The 22,360-nt window shown below is 37.6% G+C and carries 17 protein-coding genes and 3 pseudogenes; 2 read left to right on the top strand and 18 right to left on the bottom strand.

The features are described from left to right. Positions 1-12: 12 nt before the first annotated feature. Positions 13-957, bottom strand: a complete 945-nt coding sequence (locus BN986_RS22080; RefSeq protein ID WP_040984246.1) for an ABC transporter substrate-binding protein — start codon at positions 955-957, stop codon at positions 13-15. 32 nt (positions 958-989) lie between these two features. Continuing rightward, on the bottom strand, positions 990-2,036 hold the full coding sequence (locus tag BN986_RS22075; protein ID WP_244445069.1) for an NAD(P)/FAD-dependent oxidoreductase: 1,047 nt from the start codon (positions 2,034-2,036) through the stop codon (positions 990-992). A 231-nt stretch (positions 2,037-2,267) separates the two neighbouring features. Here BN986_RS22075 and BN986_RS26430 point away from each other — a divergent pair. Continuing rightward, positions 2,268-2,937 (top strand): annotated as a pseudogene (locus BN986_RS26430) (thioredoxin domain-containing protein). Positions 2,938-3,165: 228 nt separating this feature from the next. On the opposite strand, the gene kynA reads toward BN986_RS26430, so the two are convergent. The 11 genes and pseudogenes from kynA to tnpA form a co-directional block, all read right to left on the bottom strand. Then, complete coding sequence (gene kynA, locus BN986_RS22065) at positions 3,166-4,014, bottom strand: tryptophan 2,3-dioxygenase (RefSeq protein ID WP_040984243.1); 849 nt, start codon at positions 4,012-4,014, stop codon at positions 3,166-3,168. A gap of 2 nt (positions 4,015-4,016) precedes the next feature. Then, on the bottom strand, positions 4,017-4,649 hold the full coding sequence (gene kynB / locus BN986_RS22060; RefSeq protein WP_040984241.1) for an arylformamidase: 633 nt from the start codon (positions 4,647-4,649) through the stop codon (positions 4,017-4,019). After that, on the bottom strand, positions 4,649-5,923 hold the full coding sequence (kynU, locus tag BN986_RS22055; RefSeq protein ID WP_040984238.1) for a kynureninase: 1,275 nt from the start codon (positions 5,921-5,923) through the stop codon (positions 4,649-4,651). Before kynU ends, kynB begins: the two co-directional genes overlap by 1 nt. Before the next feature lie 366 nt (positions 5,924-6,289). Further along, positions 6,290-8,335 carry a CocE/NonD family hydrolase gene (locus tag BN986_RS22050; RefSeq protein WP_040984236.1) on the bottom strand — a complete coding sequence of 682 codons (2,046 nt, stop codon included), beginning with the start codon at positions 8,333-8,335 and terminating at the stop codon, positions 6,290-6,292. A 157-nt stretch (positions 8,336-8,492) separates the two neighbouring features. Next, positions 8,493-9,197 carry a TetR/AcrR family transcriptional regulator gene (locus BN986_RS22045; protein ID WP_040984234.1) on the bottom strand — a complete coding sequence of 235 codons (705 nt, stop codon included), beginning with the start codon at positions 9,195-9,197 and terminating at the stop codon, positions 8,493-8,495. An 88-nt stretch (positions 9,198-9,285) separates the two neighbouring features. Next, complete coding sequence (locus BN986_RS22040; protein ID WP_040984232.1) at positions 9,286-9,927, bottom strand: ABC transporter permease; 642 nt, start codon at positions 9,925-9,927, stop codon at positions 9,286-9,288. A gap of 18 nt (positions 9,928-9,945) precedes the next feature. Then, complete coding sequence (locus BN986_RS22035) at positions 9,946-10,851, bottom strand: glycine betaine ABC transporter substrate-binding protein (protein ID WP_244445068.1); 906 nt, start codon at positions 10,849-10,851, stop codon at positions 9,946-9,948. A 55-nt stretch (positions 10,852-10,906) separates the two neighbouring features. After that, positions 10,907-11,548, bottom strand: a complete 642-nt coding sequence (locus BN986_RS22030) for an ABC transporter permease (protein ID WP_040984230.1) — start codon at positions 11,546-11,548, stop codon at positions 10,907-10,909. Further along, entirely contained in the window at positions 11,548-12,660 is a 1,113-nt protein-coding gene (locus BN986_RS22025; protein WP_040984227.1) for a betaine/proline/choline family ABC transporter ATP-binding protein, read from the bottom strand. The genes BN986_RS22030 and BN986_RS22025 overlap by 1 nt, the downstream gene beginning before the upstream one ends. Before the next feature lie 734 nt (positions 12,661-13,394). Beyond that, complete coding sequence (locus BN986_RS22020; RefSeq protein WP_040984225.1) at positions 13,395-14,852, bottom strand: protein adenylyltransferase SelO; 1,458 nt, start codon at positions 14,850-14,852, stop codon at positions 13,395-13,397. A gap of 215 nt (positions 14,853-15,067) precedes the next feature. Continuing rightward, positions 15,068-15,498, bottom strand: a pseudogene (gene tnpA, locus BN986_RS28150) (IS200/IS605 family transposase). Between the two features lie 385 nt (positions 15,499-15,883). Here tnpA and fic point away from each other — a divergent pair. Then, a pseudogene (fic, locus tag BN986_RS26425) lies at positions 15,884-16,439 on the top strand (protein adenylyltransferase Fic). 51 nt (positions 16,440-16,490) lie between these two features. Here fic and BN986_RS22010 read toward each other — a convergent pair. The 5 genes from BN986_RS22010 to rpsN all read right to left on the bottom strand — a co-directional run bounded on the left by BN986_RS22010 (position 16,491) and on the right by rpsN (position 20,986). After that, positions 16,491-17,672 (bottom strand): GTP-binding protein, encoded by a 1,182-nt coding sequence (locus tag BN986_RS22010; protein WP_040984223.1) that lies wholly within the window; start codon positions 17,670-17,672, stop codon positions 16,491-16,493. A gap of 139 nt (positions 17,673-17,811) precedes the next feature. Continuing rightward, positions 17,812-18,354 carry a dCTP deaminase gene (gene dcd / locus BN986_RS22005; protein ID WP_040984220.1) on the bottom strand — a complete coding sequence of 181 codons (543 nt, stop codon included), beginning with the start codon at positions 18,352-18,354 and terminating at the stop codon, positions 17,812-17,814. After that, positions 18,351-19,553, bottom strand: coding sequence for a GTP-binding protein (locus BN986_RS22000; protein WP_040984219.1), 1,203 nt, complete (start codon positions 19,551-19,553; stop codon positions 18,351-18,353). The genes dcd and BN986_RS22000 overlap by 4 nt, the downstream gene beginning before the upstream one ends. A gap of 46 nt (positions 19,554-19,599) precedes the next feature. Continuing rightward, positions 19,600-20,565, bottom strand: coding sequence for a CobW family GTP-binding protein (locus BN986_RS21995; RefSeq protein WP_040984217.1), 966 nt, complete (start codon positions 20,563-20,565; stop codon positions 19,600-19,602). Between the two features lie 151 nt (positions 20,566-20,716). After that, positions 20,717-20,986 carry a 30S ribosomal protein S14 gene (rpsN, locus tag BN986_RS21990; RefSeq protein WP_040984215.1) on the bottom strand — a complete coding sequence of 90 codons (270 nt, stop codon included), beginning with the start codon at positions 20,984-20,986 and terminating at the stop codon, positions 20,717-20,719. Positions 20,987-22,360: the final 1,374 nt, after the last annotated feature.

Below are 22,360 nucleotides of genomic sequence, written 5' to 3'. Positions count from 1 at the left end.
AGATCTCGTATTTTACTTCATTGCATCCAATTGTTCCTTAATCATGTTTCTTTGCGCTTCTAATGAAATGGGATCATTATATCGTGTCACTGCTAAATTTAATTCAATCACTCTGTCCTCTTGAACACCCTCGATATTTTCCCAAACTGCTGATTCTGTTATAGGAGCTTCTTCTCCTTCCGTAGCTAACACAATAAAATCACCTGCATACTCAGGAAGCTCTTCTGTGGAAAGCTCTACATTAAATTGATCCTTCGTAACCTCTGCCAGCGTATCCGGCTGTACAAATCCGTAGCCATCATATAAAATTTCTCCACCGCGACCGTAATCCGTATTAAATGAGATCAGCCCTTTCGGTGTTGATTGGAAAATAGAAAGTGTACTATTCCCGATTAGATCTTCATACTCCACTGCATCCTCGCTCATTTTTTCTTCCCATTCATCCAGCCAAGCTTGTGCCTCTTCCTCTTCTCCGACAAGCTCTCCTAATAATCTCGTATTATCTATATATGTGCTTATCATTGAATCAAACGTTACAGTTGGAGCAATTTGCTCTAGTTTATTTAAATTAGCATCTGTCGCTGTGGCAACAATTAAATCCGGCTCTAGATTAATGATGCTCTCTACATCTTCCGGATCTATTCGTTCAATCCCTTCTGTTGCTTCATTCAGAACCTCATCCTGATCAACATAAAAGCTTACTCCAACTGGTTCATGTCCAAATTTCAATAAGGCACCTATATATGTTGGATGAAGTACAACAATTCTTTCGGGATCAGTCGGGATCTCCACTTTCTCTCCACTATCTGTCGTAAACGTTTTAGTTTCCGCCTCACTTCCTTCATTACTTTCTTCACCATTTGCTTCCGCGTCATCATCTTCCTGCCCATTATCATTACAGGCTGTCAGAAAAATTAGAAACAGTGCACTGATTAAAAAGAATAAGCTTTTTTTCATGATGTTTTTCTCCTCTTTTTGATCTAAGATTTTTAACCGTACAAATATACTTTATTTTTTTCATCCAAAATATCATTATGGGACGAAACAATTGCCGTTTTATGTGCATCTGGTTCCATATATAATTTGGCACTATTTACTGCATTAGCTGCATCCTGATAAGCACCTGCAATCAGTTTTAATTTTCCTTCATAATAGACACAGTCTCCAGCTCCATATATTCCAGGCAGGTTTGTATTTCCAAACGCATCGCTCATCACCTGTAAATAATCCCCTAATTCCAACCCTGTTTTATTTTCTTCATTATTAAAAAGATAATTGTCTTTGTTATATCCGTGGTTTACCAGTAGTACATCAATTGGCATCGTAAACTTTTCATTTGTTTTGTTATTGTACAGAACCACCTCTGAAAGTTCTTCTTCACCTATAAGCTTGTCAATCTCTGTACTAAATAGGATGTTCACTCCATTGTTTATAAGTTTTGTTTTGGTTGATTCTAATCCCCTTAAATCCTCTCCTCGGTAAATTAATGTAATGTCTTTAGCTATTGGTGATAAATCATTGCCCCAATCAATCGAGGATGGACCGCCTCCTGATATAAGCAGCGATTTTCCTCGGAATTCATTCACATCGAGTACTTTATAATAAAGGTTCTTACTTTCAAATTCCTTCGCCCGTGGCACTTCCAATTTAAATGGACTAATAACACCACCCATTCCAGTAGCAACAACGATCGTTTTCGAATAATGTATTTCTCCTGCACTGGTTGTCAGCATAAAGGTGTCGTCTTCCTTTCTTTCTATGTCAGTTACAATTTGCCCCAGTACCACAGCTGGATCAAATGTCAGTCCTTGTTTGATCGATTGGTCGATTAGCTCTCTTCCTGTTACAGGAGGAATTCCGCCTACGTCCCAGACCATTTTTTGAGGATAAACGTGCACTTTCCCGCCAAGCTTATTATCAGCTTCGATAATCTTTGTTTTCATTTCCCGCAAACCAGCATAAAAGGCGGTGAATAAACCTGCTGGCCCCCCTCCAATAATAGTAATGTCATATATTTCTTCTTTATTTTTAAACAATTCGTATCCCATCCTTTTTGCACATTTTTAATTGATAATGATAATCGTTATCAATTAAATCAATTATAATTCAATTTTCTTATAAGTCAATACATTTTTTGCAGTATATCTTATGAGCCTTTTAAAATAAACTCCATTTAAACACTCACTATTTAATAGGCAAAATAATGTGACTCTCCTGTATTTTAATTTTTAATAAATCTTAAATAATAAAGAAATGAGTGCATTCAAATGACAGATAAAAAGAACCATTCCATGGTTTGTGATGTGAAAAAAGGTATATGTGGTGTTTCTGATTCAGATGAACTGGAAATGATTGACTTTAATAAACCAAAAAAAATTACGCTCTATTACGTAACAGATCCTATCTGCTCCCATTGTTGGCAATTGAATCTGTTTTACGCCGTTTTACGGAGCAATACGGAGATTACTTTCATTTTCACCCACTGATGGGCGGTTTATTGGAAAAATGCTTGACGGCCCCATTGATCCGGCAAACGGCTTCTATAAACCAGCTGTGGAAGAATCTGAACAGCCCATTGGACAACAATTACTTGAGGAAGATTTCCAACAGGTGGCAAGCTTAGGAGTTCGTGATTTTCCAACGATTGTTATGGTAAACAATGATAATAAAGGTGTAAAAATTGTTGGCGGCCGTCCATTTGAATACTATGTAAAGGGATTAAAACAGGTAGTAGATAAAGAAAATATGAAATCGAAACCGCAGCCTGCACTTTCCCATTTATTAAATACAGAAAAGCTTTTATTTTCCAAGGAAATTGAAGAAATGTATGATATCCAGCAGGAAGATATCCCTGCTTTTGTAGAAAAAGAACTCTCTCAAGATTCATATCAGATGGAATCCATTCTTGGAGAGAACTATTTTAAACTTGTTGATTAAACTGAGAAAGAGCAGTTCTTCTTCATTCTGAAGGAACTGCTCTTTCTATAAAACGAATCTTTATTCAGTGGGAGTTTTCGACGCACAACTCTTTACGATGGGGCGAGTAATCGCAGTCCCAGTCCCCGCCCTAGGACGTCGCGAACTTAGTCTGCTGCTTCTCTCCCACTGAATTATCCTGAGTGATTCAAGGAGTTAGCGCCCGTGATAAAATGCATTAACGCTAAACTATAAATCCGTCCGCAACTCCCAAAGCTCCGGAAAGAAATATTGATCCAGTACTTTTTTCAAATAACTCACTCCTCCTGAACCGCCTGTACCCTTTTTAAAACCAATAATTCGTTCTACCGTTTTCATATGCCTGAAACGCCACTGCTGAAATAAACCTTCTATATCTACCAGCTTTTCAGCAAGTTCATACAACTCCCAATACTGATCTACATTTTTATATACAATCATCCAGGCTCTTTTTACACTTTCATTCGTTTTATGCGTTATACTAACATCTCTTTCCAGTACTTCTTTATCGATGGAAAAACCGGCTCTGGCAAGTGCTTGGATCGAAACATCATAAAGGCTCGGTGCTTCGTGCGCTTCTTGTAAAATTTGATGAAGCTCGGTCTCTTTTTCATATATTTTCAGGACATATTCTGTTTTATACCCCAAGGCAAATTCTACTAATCTATTTTGATAGGACTGAAATCCGGAAGCGTTTCCTAGCTTATCTCTAAACTCAATATACTCACTTGGGGTCAACGTAGAAAGAACGTCCCATACGCTTTTCAGCTGCTCTTGTATTTGAGATACACGCGCAAGCTTTTTAAAGGAGGATCTTAAATTATCTGTCTGTATATCCCGAGTAGCTGAATAGATTTCATGCAAGATCTGTTTCATCCAAAGCTCGCTCACATGATGAACAATGATAAATAACATTTCATCATGATGGTCACTTAAACGATGCTGACTGGATAATAACGTATCTAAACTTAAATAATCACTATATGTCATCTTCTCTTTAAAATCCGTTTGGATACTTTTTTCATTTTCAAAAGCTTGGTGTTGATTAATCGATTTCATTTTCAACACTCCTCTATTGGTTTTATAACAGCACGAACAGGACTTCCATCTCCTTCTTCCAATGCTAATGGTAAGGCAATCAGTTCATAATCACCTTCTTCAATTTGGTCCAGCATCACATTTTCCAGAATATAAATATCATGGTTATATAATGCATGATGCCCAGTCAAGTCTTTACTTGAAATAGAATCCACAGATGGTGTATCCACTCCAACGAGCCTTACACCAAGCTCTTTCATATAAGCTGCTCCATCAGCTGTTACCGGAGACACTTCTGCCGGAAAACGATCCGGTTTATTTGGAAGTGCTGTTTTGATCAATAAACGTTCTGCATGCGAGATTCCTTTTGTTTTTAAAGCTTTTTCACTTATTTCATCAAAATCACTTAAATCAATCACCCTGCAAGGACCAATATAGCGCTCAATATCTAAGTCCAATATCCGCTTGCCATCATTTATAAAATGAAATGGAGCATCAACGTGTGTGCCTATATGTGCGCTCGTTGTAATTTTGCCAATATTAACAGAACCCGACATCTCTTTCGTTACAGCAGTATTATAATGAAACGGCTCATCCTCCGGCCAGTGCGCCAGATTATTATTCAAAACTTGAGAAATATCAATCCATTGGGACATTAAGAAACGACCTCTCTTTCATTGGAAAATTGCTCATACACTTTATCTTCCATAATCTGTTTTAGTCTTTGCACACATTCATAAACATCTTCAAAAGAATTATATAAAGCCACTGGTGCAAGTCGAATACCTGATGGCTTTCTAAAATCAGGGATGATCTGTTTTTTCTTTAACGCTTTACAAATTCGTGCTGCCTCCGGATGCTCCAAATAAATATGACCGCCACGCTGCTTTTCATTTACTGGATTACAAATAACAAAACCAAAATCCTTTAATTCATGTTCAATTAACTCCATCATATATGCTGTTAGCTGCAGGGATTTACTACGTATCTTTTCAATACCTGCCTCATGAAACAGCTCCAATGCTCCAATTAGCGGAGCAGCGCTTAACACATGAGGTGTTCCGATTTGGAAAGCTCCGGTATGCTCTGCAGGCGTCAATGTATGCTCCATATCAAACTGCTGTTCTTTATTTGAGCTGAACCAGCCTGCAAGTCCAGGAGCAGTACCGAAATGCTTGTCATTCACATAAAGTGCCGCCACACTGCCAGGCCCGCCATTTAGATGTTTATAGGTGCACCAAAATGCAAAATCAACTTCCCAATCATGCAATTGATGCGGAATAGCTCCGATCGAATGACATAAATCAAAACCAATTTTTATACCGCATTCATGCGCTGCCCTTGTCAGTTTTTCCATATCTAAGATTTGACCACTCCGGTATAGAACGCTTGGCAAGACGATTAACGCAATATCCTCTGTCATTGCATTGATAATTGCTTCTTCATCCAACATGTGCCCATCTTCACTATCGACTTGGATAAGATGCGAATCATCATATCCTTGTAATTTTAACTGGGTTTTTAATGCATAGATATCGCTTGGAAAGTTTAAAGAGTCTGCCAGTATTTTTGTTCTCTTTCCTTCTGGCTTATAAAATGTGGATACAAGCTGATGCAGATTTACGGTTGTTGAACCAGTTACGATAACTTCCTCTTTTTTTGCACCAACGAGCCCGGACATTTTTTCGCCAAGTGATTCCGATAAGTAGTACCAAGGCTGGTTCCCATCTGTCCATCCGTCAATAGCATGTTCTTTCCATGATGCCATTAAATCATAGACAGACTGCTCTGCTCTTTTGCTCATCAAACCTAATGAATTCCCATCCATGTAAACGCATTCATTTTTAAGGTAAAATTCATTTCGGAAGGCTTTCAATTCATCAGCGGTATCTAGTTTTGCAGCATAGGCTTTTGTATGTGTTTCTACCATTTTTATCACTTCCTCTTAAGCTACGATTCGAGAATCAATAATAAGGATTACAAGATTCTCTCTTACTTTTTTTACGTTGATCTGTGTCAATGATAGCATGGCACATAAATAGTTTCTAGTCGTAAAACGGACAAATAAAAAAGACACTAAAATGAACCAAAAGTATCTACAGAATGATAACAAATAACTAAATAAAAGGCTATAATTCTTATCAGACAATAGTTTCTTAAGTTGTTTGATTTTGTTAACTATTCATCAAAAATGCAAAAAAATATTCCTCATAAAAAAGTCAGTACAATTAAAACGCACACCAATGTATAGGATAACTTTCAGGTGAACATTATAGCACTGACTAAAAAATATTTTTTATTGATAATTACGAGGAATTGTTTCTTCCCAGGTTCTTTGAAAGCATTGTTTCTCATTATGAAAAGCAGTTAATTTATTTTTTAAATAGAAGTTTTGCTTATCACTTGTCATTTCGCTATCAGTGAGGATTTTAATATCCCAGTCTTCACGTCCAATAGTTAGTTCCCAATAACATTCCGCTTTGGCAGATAAAGGATCCCCTGATTGAATGGAATAAATATTTTTATTTTTACTCCCGTGCTTTAAGCCGTTATGCGGCAGAAAACGTTCCCCCTCATCAGAGTAATCATCAAGCTTCCATGTATCTGTTAACATATTATGCGTTATTTCTCTTGTTCGTTTTTCTTCACGTAATATTTCCCGATCAATAACTTGTGCTGTTTCAGGTGCTTCAAAAGAAACAGCAGCATCTGTCTCTGGTTGTGGTGTCCGAACAGGTAATGTTAACTTTGTATTTTTATTTGTTAAAACTTCTAATGTCACCGGTTTTGGTGATGGCCAAGCTTGTGGCCAATAAGTTGGTGCAATTGCTAGTTCTAATCTATGCCCTTTAGGTACAGATTGTCCAACGCAATTGAGTTGAATTTGTGCTTGATATTTTTTATTAGTTATTAAACTTTCCGGATTTTCATGACTCATTAAATGATTTAAATTGAGCATCCCCCAGCTAATTAATGTTGATTCACCAGTAGGAGCCTTATCACAAAGACGAACAGCTACTAAGGCATTTTCCTGGTTCGACTTGAATTCCATATCAAAAATTGGATTACCTAACATTTCGATATTTTCCGTAAAAGGGTCCGTTGTAAAGATGATAGCTTTGCCATTTTCCAGTCGCTGATCTGATGGTAAGTCACCAGATTCACCAAATGGACAAAATACACCGTTATAATAGCCATGTTCCTGTACACTTGGAACAATGACACTGTCTGTTTTTGTATATGTATCCGTTAATTTGGAGTTATGAAGCCATAGTTGTTTATCCTGAATGTTGACTGATGGCCAATTTGTATCTGCTACCCATTTTCCTGGTCGTTCCTCATAGTTTACTTGCGGCGGTAAGCTATCTTGTATCCATGAGATGAGTTTCGGATCATCCTTCACACCTGTTTCTATTCCTTTTAACCATTGGTCCCACCACCGGAGGCATTCCTGTAAGAATCCAATGGCAGGTTCCGGTCCTGCTACTTCCGGATACTCATGATACCATGGCCCAATAAGCCCTTTTGAATAAGGCAGATTTTCAATTAATTGAAATACAGCATCTGTATAACCATCCTGCCAGCCACTGACAGCAAATACAGGAATATCAACTGCTTCATAATCTTCACAAATGGATCCGTGTTTCCAATAATCATCTCTTGTTTGATGACTAACCCATTCATGTACGTAAGGGTTGGTGTTCAATCGTTCGATCCAGTTTTCTTTCCAACTATCTCCTACGACTTTTGGATCTTGAGGACGAGCACTATACGCAAACATGGTTGATGCCCACCATAGCATGTCAGATGCGAGTATATTCCCTCCTCGATAATGTACATCATCACGATACCGATCATCTGTGGAGCATAAGGTGATAATCGCTTGTAAGGCGTGGTGTTGTCTAGCAGCTATTTGCAAACCATTAAAACCGCCCCATGACTTACCAATCATGCCAACTTTTCCAGTTGCCCATGGTTGTTTCTCAATCCAATCAAATATTTCAAGAGCATCATCTTGTTCCTGCTGTAAATATTCATCAGGCAGATATCCATCTGAATTACCTGTGCCCCGAATGTCAACGCGAATACTTGCATAGCCATTCCCAGCAAAATATGGGTGGCGAATCGAATCCCGAATCGCGGTGAAATCTTCTTTTCGATATGGTAAATATTCTAAGATAGCTGGGACAGGATAAGTATTTGCATTTTTTGGTAACCAAATGGTTGCTGCTAAACGCTTTCCATCAGACATCGGAATCCATACATGTTCCATTTTCGTAATTTCATATGGAAAATCAGTTATTGTTTTACGTGTATCAGAATCACTTACATTAAATACCACTTCGTCAACTCCTCTAAGCTGTTAGATTTCTTAAATCGCAAAATATGTATCACGCTATGATTTTATTTTGCAACCAATATATTGTGTTATTATTATTTTAAAAACGTTATCTTATCGCAGATTAATAGGAAATATTTCTTCATTGAATAAACTTTCACTATATAATTGCGCCGTATTGATAGGTTAGTTCATTTCTTTTCTCGGGAAGGACTGTTTGCAAAATACTTCTTTGGATATAATGCATCGTTTGCTTTGCTGCCTCTTCATTAGATATCTCTCTCCGTAAATTTAAGACATTGGTAAGCATTCCTGTCCAAATTAACATTGTCGTATCGGCAATGTATTCAATATCATTCTCTTCCAAAAATCCCTCTTCTTTTGCATTTTGAATGTAAAGAGAGCTTCGTGTCGCAATATCATGCTGAGAAATAATCGATTGAACGCTATCTGATAAATCAATCAGTTCATTTGCATACACTTGATAATAATTCTTTACAAGTTCTTCGGGTATGTTCCCTAGATTTTCGATATATAATAAAGAATATATTTCCGGATGTTGAAAGGAATGCCTGCAAAAACATTCCCAAGCATATAGCCATTTATCAATGGTATTTATACCTTTATCCATATACAATGGCAAATCTTTAAAATAGCTATTCGTATATCGCATAACTGCAAAAAATTTTAAATGTGATAAATCGCGAAAATAATTGTAAACTGTTGAACTCGTATAACCTGCGCGATCAGCAATCTGGCGTACTGTAATTTGATGGAGTCCTTTTTCTTCGATTAAATCAGATGCTGCATCCAGGAAGTAACGCCACATTCTTGCGGTTTGAATTTCTTTTCGTGTTGAATTCACTTGTAATACACCTCCAATTATTTCATAAAACTAAATGGAATGGGTTTCCATAACATGAACACCTCATCATCCATATCTCTCTAGTTTCTTAGATAAGTCTTTTTTTCGTTTTATTCTCTATTTTACCTAGTATAAAATCAGCAACAATTGCTATTAGTGTTGCCGGAATGGCTCCTGCATAAATCATCACATCATTTTGCAGACTAATTCCAGATACAATTTCACTTCCGAGTCCTCCAGCACCAATATAGGGACCGATTGCCGCAACCGATATTGCTATCACTGCTGCAAGTCGGATCCCAGCAAGAAGAAACGGGATGGACAAAGGAAATTGTATTTTCCGTAAAAGTTGCATCGTCGTCATGCCGCTCCCTATACCTGATTCAATAATACTTTCATCCACTTCCTTAATCCCAACATACGTATTTTTCACGATTGGTAGTAGGGAATAGAGAAATAAGCCAATCACGATGGTGTTAAAACCAAAACCAAAGTACAACATAAGAATAGCAAGCATGGCTAAACTTGGAATAAGTTGTAAAACATTTGATAGCGCAATAATAATAGGTGCTAATTTTTCAAACTTGGCTGCAATAATTCCAAGCGGGATCCCAACAATAAGAGCAAGTCCAATACCATAACCGACCATTAGTAAATGTTCGATGGATAAAGCAAGTAAATGACCGCTATTGTCAATCATATACGTCACTAATTTTGTGATAAATTCCATTATTTTCACCTTTTCTTATCAGTCTATCATATCTTTTTCTTCTAAAAATTGTTTTGTTACTTCATTAATATTTTTTCCTTCTATATCAACTTGATAGATTAAGTCAGTCATTTCTTCTGTAGATACAACATTAACAAGGGATTCCACAACTTCATCTACTTCTGGATACTCTTCAAGAACACTGTTTGTTGCAATGATAGATGCTTCGTAAGGCGGAAAGAATTGTTTATCATCTTCAAGTACCTTTAAATCGTATTCTTTTAATTGTGGATCTACTGTATATGCCGTTACCACATCCAGGTCACCATTTTCAATTCCTTTATACATCAGTGATGCATCCATTCCTCGTGCATCTTTAAATTTATATCCGTATGTTTCTTGAAATTCTTGGTACCCATCATTGTCACGTTCGATCCAAGCATTGTCTGTTCCCAGATCCATAACATCTGCATATTCACCCAATTCAGATACCGTTTCAATATTGTTATCCTCTGCTACTTCTTTTGGGATGGCAATACTATAGTTGTTAACAAATCCAAGTGGATCATACCATTTAATATCATATTCTTCACCAAAATACGTTTGAGCCTGTTCTAATGTTTCTTCTGGGTCAGTTGAATATTCTACTTCATCAAAATAATTGTTATACACTTCGCCGGAAAATAAGCCTGCAAAATCGAATTCATCTCGTTCCAAACCAGCAAATATTTGTGGACTTGCCGGTAAATCTTCCGTAATTTCTACTTCATGATCTGTTTGATCCTCCACTAAAAGCTTCACCATACGTACGTTGATTTTAGAGTCTGTATTTTTTGCAGATGCAGCTGTAAAAACTTCTCCACCAGCAGCTGATTTATTTCCACACCCCGCTGTAATCAATAAAAGTAATAAGATGCTGCCCACTAATAAATATTTCAATTTCATCTAATTCTCTCCTTCTTTCGTCTGGTTTTAAATGCAGTCAATCTTCTATGATTTCTTAAACCGTTTTAAATTTCTTTTCGATCGTACCAATAATAATATCGAGTAACACAGCAATAATAATTGCCAAAATCGTACCAGTCAGAATCATATTCGTGTCATTGTAACCAATCCCGGCAAGGACTAGGTCTCCCAAACCACCTGCACCAATTAAAGCAGCAAGTGTTGTCCAACTAATAATATAAACGGAGGTTACCCGTATGCCAGACATAACATAAGGAAGTGCTGTAGGAAGTTCAATTTTAAAAAGACGTCCCATTGTACTAAATCCCATTCCTTTTGCCGCTTCAACAATTTCCGGATCAACGGATTCCATGCCTGCGTATGTATTTCTAAGCAGCGGAAGTAACGCATACAAAAATAACGCTACAACTGCGGGGGTAAAACCTATTCCAAAAAGCGGAATCATAATTGCCAGCAAGGCAATAGTAGGTATTGTTTGGAATATATTAGCAATATTAAAAATAATAATCTTGATTTTATTGCCTTTCATTTTAGACATAAAAATCGCTAACGGTACTGTGAACAATACAGCACAGGAGATAACAATAAAGGAAATAATGATGTGTTCCTTTGTATAATCAAAAATCGATGGATATCTTTCAATCCAGAAATTTATATATTCTGAGAAAAATTGCATTATGCCACACCACACTTGTTTTCCGTCATTGCTTTGAATAATTTATTGGCATCTAAAATTCCAACCATTTTATTTTTTGAATCGATAATTGGAATGGTTCCTTGGATTTCCTGAAGTGTATTCAAGACATTGTCTATTGAATCTTTCTCATGAATAAATCTGTCTGTATCGGTTAGAAGGTTTTGTAAAGATTTGTTTTTATGACCTAATAGTTCATATAGATGAACAAGCCCTTGATAAGTGTCATTTTCATTAACAACTGGGATTGTGTTTATCTCTTCTTGCACCATTTGGTTGATAATGAAATCTATTGAATGACCCGTTGAAACAGAAAGAAAATCTTTTTGAATAAATGTTGCAAGTGGTGGAAGCGCTTTTCTTTCTTCCAGACGATTTGCTCCTATGAATCCTTTCACAAAATCATTCGCAGGATTTTTCAGAATCTCTTCTGGACTCGCTTGCTGCACAATGCTTCCATCTTTCATTAAAATAATTTGATCAGCAATTTTAATCGCCTCATCCATATCATGCGTAACAAATATAATTGTTTTATTAATTTCCGATTGCAGACGGATAAGTTCATCTTGCAATTGTTCGCGGCTAATCGGGTCCAGTGCACTGAATGGTTCGTCCATTAAGATGATTCCTGGTTCAGCAGCAAGTGCCCGGATCACACCAATACGTTGCTGTTGTCCACCACTCAATTCAGATGGGTAGCGATTCATATATGTATCTGGTTCAAGATTTACCATGTCTAATAGTTTCATAACCCGTTGGTGAATTTTATCTTTATCCCACTTGAGTAATTTTGGGACAGTGGCGACATTATTATAAATGTTCATATGTGGAAATAAGCCAATATTTTGGATAACAAACCCCATTTTACGACGAAGTTCTATCGGGTTCGTTTGTTTAATACTCTCACCGTCCAACAGAATATCTCCACTTGTATAATCAACTAATCTATTTAATAGTTTCATAGTGGTCGTTTTCCCACAACCACTTGGTCCAATTAATACATTTATTTTTCCGTCCTCAAACTCCAAATTAATATCTTTTAAAGCTTGAAAACCATCTTCATATGTCTTTCCAATATTTTTTAATTCGATCAAAATAATCCCCCCTGAAATGGTTTAAATGATTTCGTCTAAAAAATGTTTCTAATTTTTATAACATATTGAGTGTTCCTTAAAACTTTAAGATCCGTGTATTCCCATTCAAATTCTTTATTCTTCACAAATCTATGAATATGTTTTTTTTATGAACATGTTCATAACGTGAATACAGTTTAATAACTATCTTTAAATTTGTCAAATCAATTTGAAGCAGAAAAGCTTTTTTAAGGCGAGATGTATTTTATCAAAGCCTATTATTATAAGGGGTAGCGTGGAAATTAAATCTTTTACAAAAGATTTGAATATTATAAGCATGTATAACACAAATTTGCTGATACATATATTAATTCTTCTCACTTATTTCCATTCTTAATAATCAACGAAGAAATATCTCCCATTTCAAACTCCATTCTGACTTTAATAATTATAATCAAAATCAAGATAACGTTTCAGAAAAATTACAAGATAGATCTGAATGTTTTTATTGCAGTGTAACTGATTGGGGCTGGGGCTGGGGCTGGGGCTGCGATTACTCGCCCCATCGAAGAGCTTTTGCGATTACTCGCCGCCTCTTAAAGAGTTTTGCATCGAAAAACTCTCACTGAAGAAAGTTTCACTTTATATAGGTTTATATAAGCTGCTTTTGACATAGAAAAAGCCCATAAAACCAAGTTAAACTTTGATTCCATGGGCTTTTTTAGGCCTATCTTCTTTCCCTATTTGAACAAATATCATGTACCACAAAACGTTTGATAATCCTGCTCGGGCGGATTAACAGCATATTTCTCCTGCTCTTCTGTATACGCATAAGGGTCTTTCAATGCTGCTAACAAAGCTCGGAAAGGTTCGTAATCTCCCTTTTCCACCGCAGCTGCCAACACTTCTTCCACCAAATAATTCCGGGGAATAATAGATGGGTTATGCTGTTTCATTAACTGATAAGCATCTTCTAAAGAAGCTGATTGTTTTTCAAGTTTATCCTGCCATGCTTGATGCCACTCTTTAAAAGCACTTGATTGGAAAAGAGCAGAATCTGCATCAAGCTGCTGAAGAGTTAAGGAACGGAAGGTGTTGTTAAAATCTGCACGATATTTCTCCATCAAATCCAGCAAATTTTGAATCAATGTTTTATCATTATCGCTTTTATCAACGATACCGAGCTTTTGTCTCATACCTTCTAACCAGTAATCTTCTACAGACTGTACATAGGTTTCTACAGCCTCTTTCGCCTTTGGAATCGCCTGTTCTTCATCCTCATTCATCAGAATTAACAGAGATTCTGCAAAGCGCGCCATATTCCAAGCTCCAATTCCCGGCTGGTTGCCGTATGAATAACGTCCTTGCTGATCAATCGAACTGAAAACGGTTTTCCGGTCATATTGGTCCATAAAAGCACATGGACCATAATCAATCGTCTCTCCGCTGATGGCAACATTATCTGTATTCATCACACCATGGATAAAGCCTTTTAACTGCCAGTCTGCAATCAGTGCGGCCTGCTTGTCTGCCACCTTATACAAGAATGTCAAATAACGATCCTTATCCGCTTCGATTTCTGGATAATGCCGTTTGATGCTGTAGTCCGCCAACGCTTGTAAATCTTCTTTACTTCCCCATTGTCTTGCATATTGAAACGTTCCCACACGAATATGACTTTTCGCGACTCTTGTCAGCACAGCCCCAGGCATCGGAGCTTCGCGCAATACTGTTTCTCCCGTTGCGGCCACCGCTAAACTGCGGCTTGTCGGAATTCCCAATCCATGCATTGCTTCACTGATTAGATATTCTCTCAGCATTGGTCCAAGCACAGCACGTCCATCCCCGCCGCGGGAATAAGGCGTTCTGCCGGAACCTTTTAGTTGAATATCATAACGTTTACCATTTGGAGTTAGCTGTTCTCCAAATAATACAGCACGACCGTCTCCAAGCATCGTAAAGGAACCAAATTGGTGCCCTGCATAGGCTTGGGCAATTGGATCACTTCCATCTGGAAGCTTATTGCCTGCGAAGATTTCCGCTTCGTCCTTCAAGGCAGAACTGTCCAACCCTAATTCTGCTGCGAGGTTTTCATTGTATATAATGAATTCTGGGTCATCTGTTTTTGCTGGTTCCACATTCGTATAGAAAAGATCAGGCAATTGCTGATAGGTATTTTCTAAGTTCCAGCCTTGATTCTGTTTATCTGTCATCGAATCGCCTCCTTTATTTAAAACGTTCGTTTTCTTTAGGATAACATAAGATGGCTTTTTTATTACACAGATGGATTATCTGTCTTTTAATTTGTAGATGTAACAACGAAAATTCCAGCAGCTTTTTTCCATTTCTCTTGGAAGGATAATGCAATACGTCACTTTCCATTAAAAATATTGTTCAAATAATTTTTAAATGACCTATCCGCTAAAACTCATTCTTCTATTCGGAAGTTATCATTCTTTTCTTCAGTAAGTTGATTCGTTATATAGTTTCTAATTATCTCTTCATCCACATTTCCTATCGTCGAGCAGAAATATCCTCTTTCCCATAGATGCTGATTCCAATATTTCATTTTCAATTCTGGAAATTGATCTTGGAGCAACCTCGAGGAATTCCCTTTCAAATATTGCATCATTTTACTCGGAGCTAGATTTGGCGGACAAGATAGAAGAAAATGAATATAATCTTTTCCTACACTCCCTGCAAAATGGTCGCCCCTCTTGCTTCACAACCTTGCCATATTAATTCTTTTGTTTTTACTGCAATTTCTCCATGTAATATTTTATATCGGTATTTTGTCAGCCAAATAACATGATATTTTATATTATATACCGCATGACTATTCTCTATATAACCACCCATACTTTTCACCTCATCTCTTAGTATGGACAGTTGAGATATTGGCTATAAGTGGACATTGTTAATCAAGATGGCGTTAGACCATACATTTTAAAATTAATAATATCTATTAATCATTTAGCATGGGAGTAATCTGACTTTTTAAAAATTGAATAAACAGATAATTATATTTGTGGTAAAATCACTAGCGTTGTTTCAAATTTTCAAATAATAAGTGTACTTCTAAGTAAATTACCTGGTGTATTATAACTATAACCAAATGAATCATTTTTATTTTGAAGAAATACCTGCTGCAAAAGATATCTGTATAATTAATCGAAGAAGGTGTGATAATATGGCAATCCTTCCTAACAAACTTGGAATTACCAGCTAAACTGAACTCAACCTCATGGAAGAGAAGATTTCGAAACAAAAAGCAAAGCAACTCTTTGATACGGGCGATATTCACTCTATTGAAACAGGGACGTTTAAAGGATTAAGCGAAATTCATAGATATCTTTTTGAAGGTATTTATGAATTTGCCGGTAAGGTACGTGATGTAAATATTGCTAAAAATGGCTTTCAATTTGCTCCGGTTATGTATCTAAAACATTCTTTGGAACATATAGAGAGGATGCCTCAGCATTCCTTTGATGAGATTATTGAAAAATATGTTGAAATGAATGTTGCGCACCCCTTTCGAGACGGGAACGACAGAAGCACAAGAATCTGGCTTGATTTAATGCTAAAATCGGCAGTACACAGTGTAATTGACTGGAACGTAGTAGATAAAAAAGATTACTTACCAGCTATGGAACGCAGTCCAGTAGAAGATATTGAGATAAAACAAATCTTAAAAAACGCTTTGACGCCAAAAGCAGATGATAGAGAACGATTCATGAACGGGGATCGACGCCAGTTTCTATTACGAGGGTTATTTCGCATACAAAATGGAAGAATTATAAGGAAACAGCGCTTATTTCAGAGATGGAATAAGCGCTGTCAGAGAATGTTCTTTAAACCACAGGAAAAACAGGCAACGCGTCCACAAAAGCAGAAGCATCCTGCCCTGCTTCCTCCTCTGTCACTAAACAAGCATCCAACGACGCCGTAATCCCTTCCTTATCCATCTCACTGCCAATAAAAACAAGCTCTGTCATCCGATCCCCGGGCTGTTCATCCCAGTTCTCAAATAAAGATGGGTCCTGCACTTTTAACGCTTCCTGTTCTGCTTCCGAATAGCTTGCCAGCCATCTTCCTGCTCCTTCCAACGTCATCATTGAGCCAGCCTGAGACAGGAATCCTGCCACATCATTTCTGGTCTCTAACCAGAAAAACCCTTTCGCCCGGAGAATTTCCTTCGGCCAATTTTCCAGCCATGCTTGAAAGCGCTCTGGATGAAACGGTTTTCTGCTTCGATAGACAAAGGAACTGATCCCATACTCTTCTGTTTCCGGAATATGCTCTTCATTCAATTCCTTAATCCAGCCGGCGCCATGCTTTGCTTCTTCAAAGTCAAATTGACCAGTTTGAAGCACCTGTAACGGGTCCACTTCTCCAAACGCTGCCGTAATAAAATTTGCATCCGGATTTAATTTATAAAGTAAGCTCTTTAATGAAGTAATCTCTTCATCCGTCATCTTATCTGTTTTATTTAAAATAACCACATTGGCAAATTCAATCTGGTCTACCAGTAAATCGACAATTCCTCTTTCATCATCCGCAGCGACTTCCATCCCGCGGTCCATCAATAAATCCTCTGATTGATAATCCTTCCAAAACTGATGTCCATCAATTACGGTTACCATCGTATCGATCTGGAAAAAGGCATTTAAGTCGATTCCCAATTCATCATCCGCATAGACAAAGCTTTGCGCGACTGGAATTGGTTCCGACACACCACTTGATTCAATCAATACATAATCGATATCGAGTTCTGCTAATTTTTCCAGCTCCACAATTAAGTCTTCTCTTAATGTACAGCAAATACAGCCATTGGTCATTTCCACCATGTTTTCTTCCGTACGGATAAAACCGCCTTCTTTTACCAATTTAGCGTCCACATTTATTTCACTCATATCATTCACAATGACCGCTATTTTCAATCCTTGCTGATTTTGAAGCAGATGATTCAGCAGGGTCGTTTTTCCTGCACCTAAAAATCCGCTTAAAACCGTTACTGGTATTTTCTTGCTCATTTTATTTCACGCCTCTCTTACAGATGAACTGGCTGTAACGCCGTCCCTTCCCAAATACAGTGGAAATAACAGTATCACAGCCATTGAAAAGTCTATATTTATTTACACGAAGAAGACTCATCTCCGTGAGTAAAAAAGTTCACATTCTTTCCTGATCCAAATAAACACGGCTCGGTGTTGTACTTTGCTGATACAAATACTTGCCACTGTATCCTTCCGTTTTCCGATCCACCTTTGCAATCACCAGCTGGCAAATACGCATATCTGCTTGCAGTTGGACAGGCACTCGGTTTGCATTAAACAATTCCAGTGTAATTTGTCCGGAAAAGCCCGGGTCGATCCAGCCCGCATTTTGAATGAAAACACCAAGCCTTCCAATGGAGCTCCTTCCTTCCACAAAAGCTGTTAAATAATCAGGAAGTCCGATTTGTTCCAAGGTCGTTCCCAATACAAAACTTTGTGGCGGAATAGTGATTTTTCCTTTATCTCCAATCTTTATTTCTTGATAATCTGCTGGTTGATCAATCGATAAATAAGGTGTCGACATATCATCGACAACTAAAAATTCTTTCCCTAACCGTAAATCAATGGAAGCAGGCTGCACGCTTAATTTCTGAAATGGGGTCACAGACAATTGCTTATCTTCTACATATTCTTTTATCGTTTGTCCAGATAAAATCATCTTACACGCTCGGATAACCGCCATGGAAATGGATTTCTAAACGCGGACCAGTCCTCAGACATTTCCGATTCGCTCAGCAGACAGCGTTCTAAATCCTCCGTTATCTGCTCCTTATCCAGGTCCATGCCGATGAATACCAGCTTCGTATGCCGGTCTCCAAATTGTGGATCCCACAGCTCTCTGACTTCCGGGTTATTCTCTACTATCTCCCTTTGCTGGGCTTTTGGCAGCGAATCAACCCAATAGGCTAACGGCTCCACCTCGACAGAAGGACCTGCCTGCGATAGTAATAAGGCTAAATCATGATGTGTTGCACACCAGACGACGCCTTTCATGCGGACGATTTCTCTCGGCAAATCCTGATACCAGCTCACCAGCCGTTCCGTATGAAAGGGCAATCTGGACCGGTATACAAATGAACTAATCCCGTATTCTTCGGTTTCCGGCGTATGATTTTCCACGCCTGCATTTAATTCCTGTAACCAGCCAGCTGACTCACTGGCCTTCTCAAAATCAAATAAATTCGTATTGACAATTTCCTGTAAATCGACATTACAATGCTGGGTGCGGATGATTTTTGCTTCCGGCTGTAAGGTACGAATAACCTTCTCCAGCTTATCTAAATCTTCTGCTTTGACTAAATCCGTTTTATTGAGAATAAGCACATTACAGAATTCAATCTGATCAATTAATAAATCAGCAATATTTCGCTCATCCACATTACTCACTGCCTGTTTCCGGTCAAGGAGCGAATCACCGGAACCGAAATCATGCCAGAAGCGGTTCGCATCAACAACGGTTACCATGGTATCTAAACGGCAATACTTTGTTAAATCAATATCCATCGTTTCATCAATATATGAGAAAGTATGGGCTACTGGAATCGGTTCACTAATCCCGGAAGACTCAATCAATATGTGATCGAACTCCCCTTGTTTTACGAGTTTTTCCACCTCAACTAATAAATCCTCCCGCAGCGTGCAGCAGATGCAACCGTTAGACATTTCAACCAGCTTTTCCTCTGTCCGTGAAAATCCGCCTTGGGATTGGACCAGCTCACTATCAATATTGACCTCACTCATGTCATTGACGATAACCGCCACCTTTAACCCTTCCCGATTATGTAAGACATGATTTAATAATGTTGTTTTTCCAGAACCTAAATAGCCGCTTAATACAGTAACAGGAATCTTTTTCATATGTTTTCCCTCCTAATCGTAATAGTTACGGTTTAATTATCAAAAATTAAGCAAGGCAATATTGAAAGCCTTCTTCCAATTCTTGATGGTCAAGATGCTTCCCAATCAATACAACCTCGCTTTTGCGCTTTTCATCCTTTGTCCATACATCGCCTTCTGTACCTGCAAAGAGCATATGCACTCCTTGAAAAACCACTTTTTGATCCATTTGTTTAATAGAAAGAACTCCCTTGTAACGGTAGAGGGTCTCCCCTTTAATACGAACTAAATAAGCGAACCATTTATTCACTTTGTCCAAGTCAAGCGGTCGATCGTCTTGAAATACAAAGGAAGTTACATGATGATTATGATGATGGTAATGCGTTTCTGTTAACAGCTTAGGATCAATGTTTAAGGCATAATCTAAATCAAACGATTTTTTTCCGATTAATTCTTTCGTGTCTACGTTTCCATATGTCGTATAAAACTGCTGGGCATTTGAATTCATATGCGTTAACTGTTCTGCCAGCTGCTTTCTTTCATCTTCTGTAATCAAATCGGTCTTGTTCACGAGCAAAATATCAGCAAATGCAATCTGCTGCTCCGGCTCTTCTTCCTGCAAATGCTGTTCGATATGTTTGGCATCGACCATCGTAATTACGCTGTCGATTTCAAAAGTATCAGCCATTTGCTCGTCCATCAAAAACGTTTGAATTACTGGAGCCGGATTCGCCATGCCTGTTGTTTCAATGACAACACGATCCACTTTTTCTTCCTGCTTCATTAAATCAGTTAATAGGTTGATCAAATCACCGCGTACATTACAGCAAATACAGCCGCTGTTGATTTCAACAATTTCTTCCTTTGTTCGTATCACCAGCTGGCTGTCAATCGATGTATCACCAAACTCATTAATGATCACAGCCACTTTCTCACTTGGCATATCGTGTAGTAATTTATTTAGCATTGTTGTTTTCCCGGCACCGAGAAAACCTGTTAAGATAGTTACCGGAATGGTTTTGTCTTGTACCAATGGCTTTCCTCCTTATCTTATCGTGTCCCATGTACATGAAAGAAAAATAGCTTTCCGCCAATCACTGACAGAAGCTTTTCATTTCCTCCATGTCTTGCTCGTCCAAATAACGAAGGAGACAAATAGAATATGATTCCCCGAACCGATATAATTACCAGCTTGCCTTTTTCACACCAGGCACTTGTCCTTTATGCGCATATTCTCTAAAAGCAATACGGGACATGTTGAATTTACGCATATATCCGCGTGGTCTGCCTGTAACCTCACATCGACTTTTTAAGCGAGTTGGGGAAGAATCCCGCGGCAGTTTACGAAGTGCTTCATAATCTCCTTTTGCTTTTAACTCTCTTCTTAATTCTGCATATTGTGCAACCATTTGCTGGCGTTTTTTCTCTTTTGCAACTTTTGACTTTTTAGCCATTTTTGGATCTTACTCCCTTCCATGTTATTATTTATTTTATATTTCTTAACAATTTAAATCGTAATTATTACGAATGAAATTTATTATAAACCATTTCATGAATCATGTAAACAGTAATGATTACGTTTTTTGTTTTACCTACTTTGATTTTCAAACTTTCCCCTCCTAAAATTAAAACCCCAAAGAAAGGCTGTTGAATTACCAACACCCTTTCTTTGGGGTTTTAATTTTCCTTATACCATTTCCAAAAAATGCATTCATTTTACGTTATATATGAAATAAACATCGTCGCAATCCCGAAGTATATCAGCAATAATAAAATATCATTGCTCCCACCGCGTGAAAAATAAATATATTGCAGACAAAAGATACAATAGCGATAATTTAGAATGGAGTGAATAATGCGATGAAATAGTCTGAGGTTCGAAAACTTTATCCAAATCAATTTGTAAAGCTAAAAATACTAGCATCTCATATTGAAAAGGAGAAAGAAATTATTGAAGATATAGCAGTAATAAGACCTGTATCTAACGAAGAAGCAACGAAAGCGTTATTACAATCAAAAGGAGATGAAGTAATCTATCTTGATTAGGCGAGAGGACTCCAAACCTCAAGGAATGTGCAGGGTAAAACCCAATGAGTAGGTGGGAGGTGAATCGCCTTTTATATTCGCGAACTTTCGTTTGTGTGATATAATGTTCTTGAAAGTCGACACCCCAGAAACCCCCACTTCAAATTCCGATAGAAATTAAGTAGGTGGGAGTATTCATGTATGTTTCTCACTGTGAATTACCTCCTCTAAATGTGACTCTGACTTTGTATGGCCATGAATATCACAATAATACACGACAGTTTTTATTTTATGGAAAATATCACAGGTGCGTGTTTCTCTGAGAAAATTTTTCCAATAAGTATATTCATGTGTGTCAATGTGGATTATTTCATAATTAGTGCTGGATATTTCCCAATTGTGTTCTATTCCATCCGTCGCTGTATCTCCCTCGATAATTTCTGCTCCCGCTTTAGGCAACCCTATTGAGAAGTATAAAATAAGCGTAAGACCCATCGTAAAAAAAACATTTCTCAATTTCATCAGCCCTTTTATCATTTTATTTAATTCAATAATTCTTCTATGTAATTTAACCAAGCAAATGAGAAATATACCCCTTATTCGATAAAAAATTGAGAGATGCCTGGCACTGTAAAAACAATACCATGATTATTTTATGAATCTGTTTTTTATAGAAAAGAATACTTCAGGCGGCTTGTTACGGTTATCTCGTTAATGTCGACTGTGTAATTTTTAATTTTTGGCAGCTTTCGTGATATTTGTTTCTAAAGCAACTGTTAAAAAGTATTTAATAATTCTTATCT

The sequence above is a fragment of the Oceanobacillus jeddahensis genome (assembly GCF_000750635.1).
In the GTDB taxonomy this organism is placed as follows: domain Bacteria; phylum Bacillota; class Bacilli; order Bacillales; family Amphibacillaceae; genus Oceanobacillus; species Oceanobacillus jeddahense.
Note: the sequence above shows the minus strand (reverse complement) of the source record. Positions and strands in the feature narration are given on the sequence as shown.

What these genes read in the sequence shown, in the direction of transcription:
- BN986_RS22035 (WP_244445068.1), bottom strand. Translation starts at nt 10,851, where the DNA reads ATGAAATTGAAATATTTATTAGTGGGCAGCATCTTATTACTTTTATTG.
- kynU (WP_040984238.1), bottom strand. Translation starts at nt 5,923, where the DNA reads ATGGTAGAAACACATACAAAAGCCTATGCTGCAAAACTAGATACCGCT.
- BN986_RS22080 (WP_040984246.1), bottom strand. Translation starts at nt 957, where the DNA reads ATGAAAAAAAGCTTATTCTTTTTAATCAGTGCACTGTTTCTAATTTTT.
- BN986_RS22000 (WP_040984219.1), bottom strand. Translation starts at nt 19,553, where the DNA reads ATGAAAAAGATTCCTGTTACTGTATTAAGCGGCTATTTAGGTTCTGGA.
- BN986_RS22020 (WP_040984225.1), bottom strand. Translation starts at nt 14,852, where the DNA reads ATGACAGATAAACAGAATCAAGGCTGGAACTTAGAAAATACCTATCAG.
- rpsN (WP_040984215.1), bottom strand. Translation starts at nt 20,986, where the DNA reads ATGGCTAAAAAGTCAAAAGTTGCAAAAGAGAAAAAACGCCAGCAAATG.
- dcd (WP_040984220.1), bottom strand. Translation starts at nt 18,354, where the DNA reads ATGATTTTATCTGGACAAACGATAAAAGAATATGTAGAAGATAAGCAA.
- kynA (WP_040984243.1), bottom strand. Translation starts at nt 4,014, where the DNA reads ATGAAATCGATTAATCAACACCAAGCTTTTGAAAATGAAAAAAGTATC.
- BN986_RS22030 (WP_040984230.1), bottom strand. Translation starts at nt 11,548, where the DNA reads ATGCAATTTTTCTCAGAATATATAAATTTCTGGATTGAAAGATATCCA.
- BN986_RS22040 (WP_040984232.1), bottom strand. Translation starts at nt 9,927, where the DNA reads ATGGAATTTATCACAAAATTAGTGACGTATATGATTGACAATAGCGGT.
- kynB (WP_040984241.1), bottom strand. Translation starts at nt 4,649, where the DNA reads ATGTCCCAATGGATTGATATTTCTCAAGTTTTGAATAATAATCTGGCG.
- BN986_RS22010 (WP_040984223.1), bottom strand. Translation starts at nt 17,672, where the DNA reads ATGAGCAAGAAAATACCAGTAACGGTTTTAAGCGGATTTTTAGGTGCA.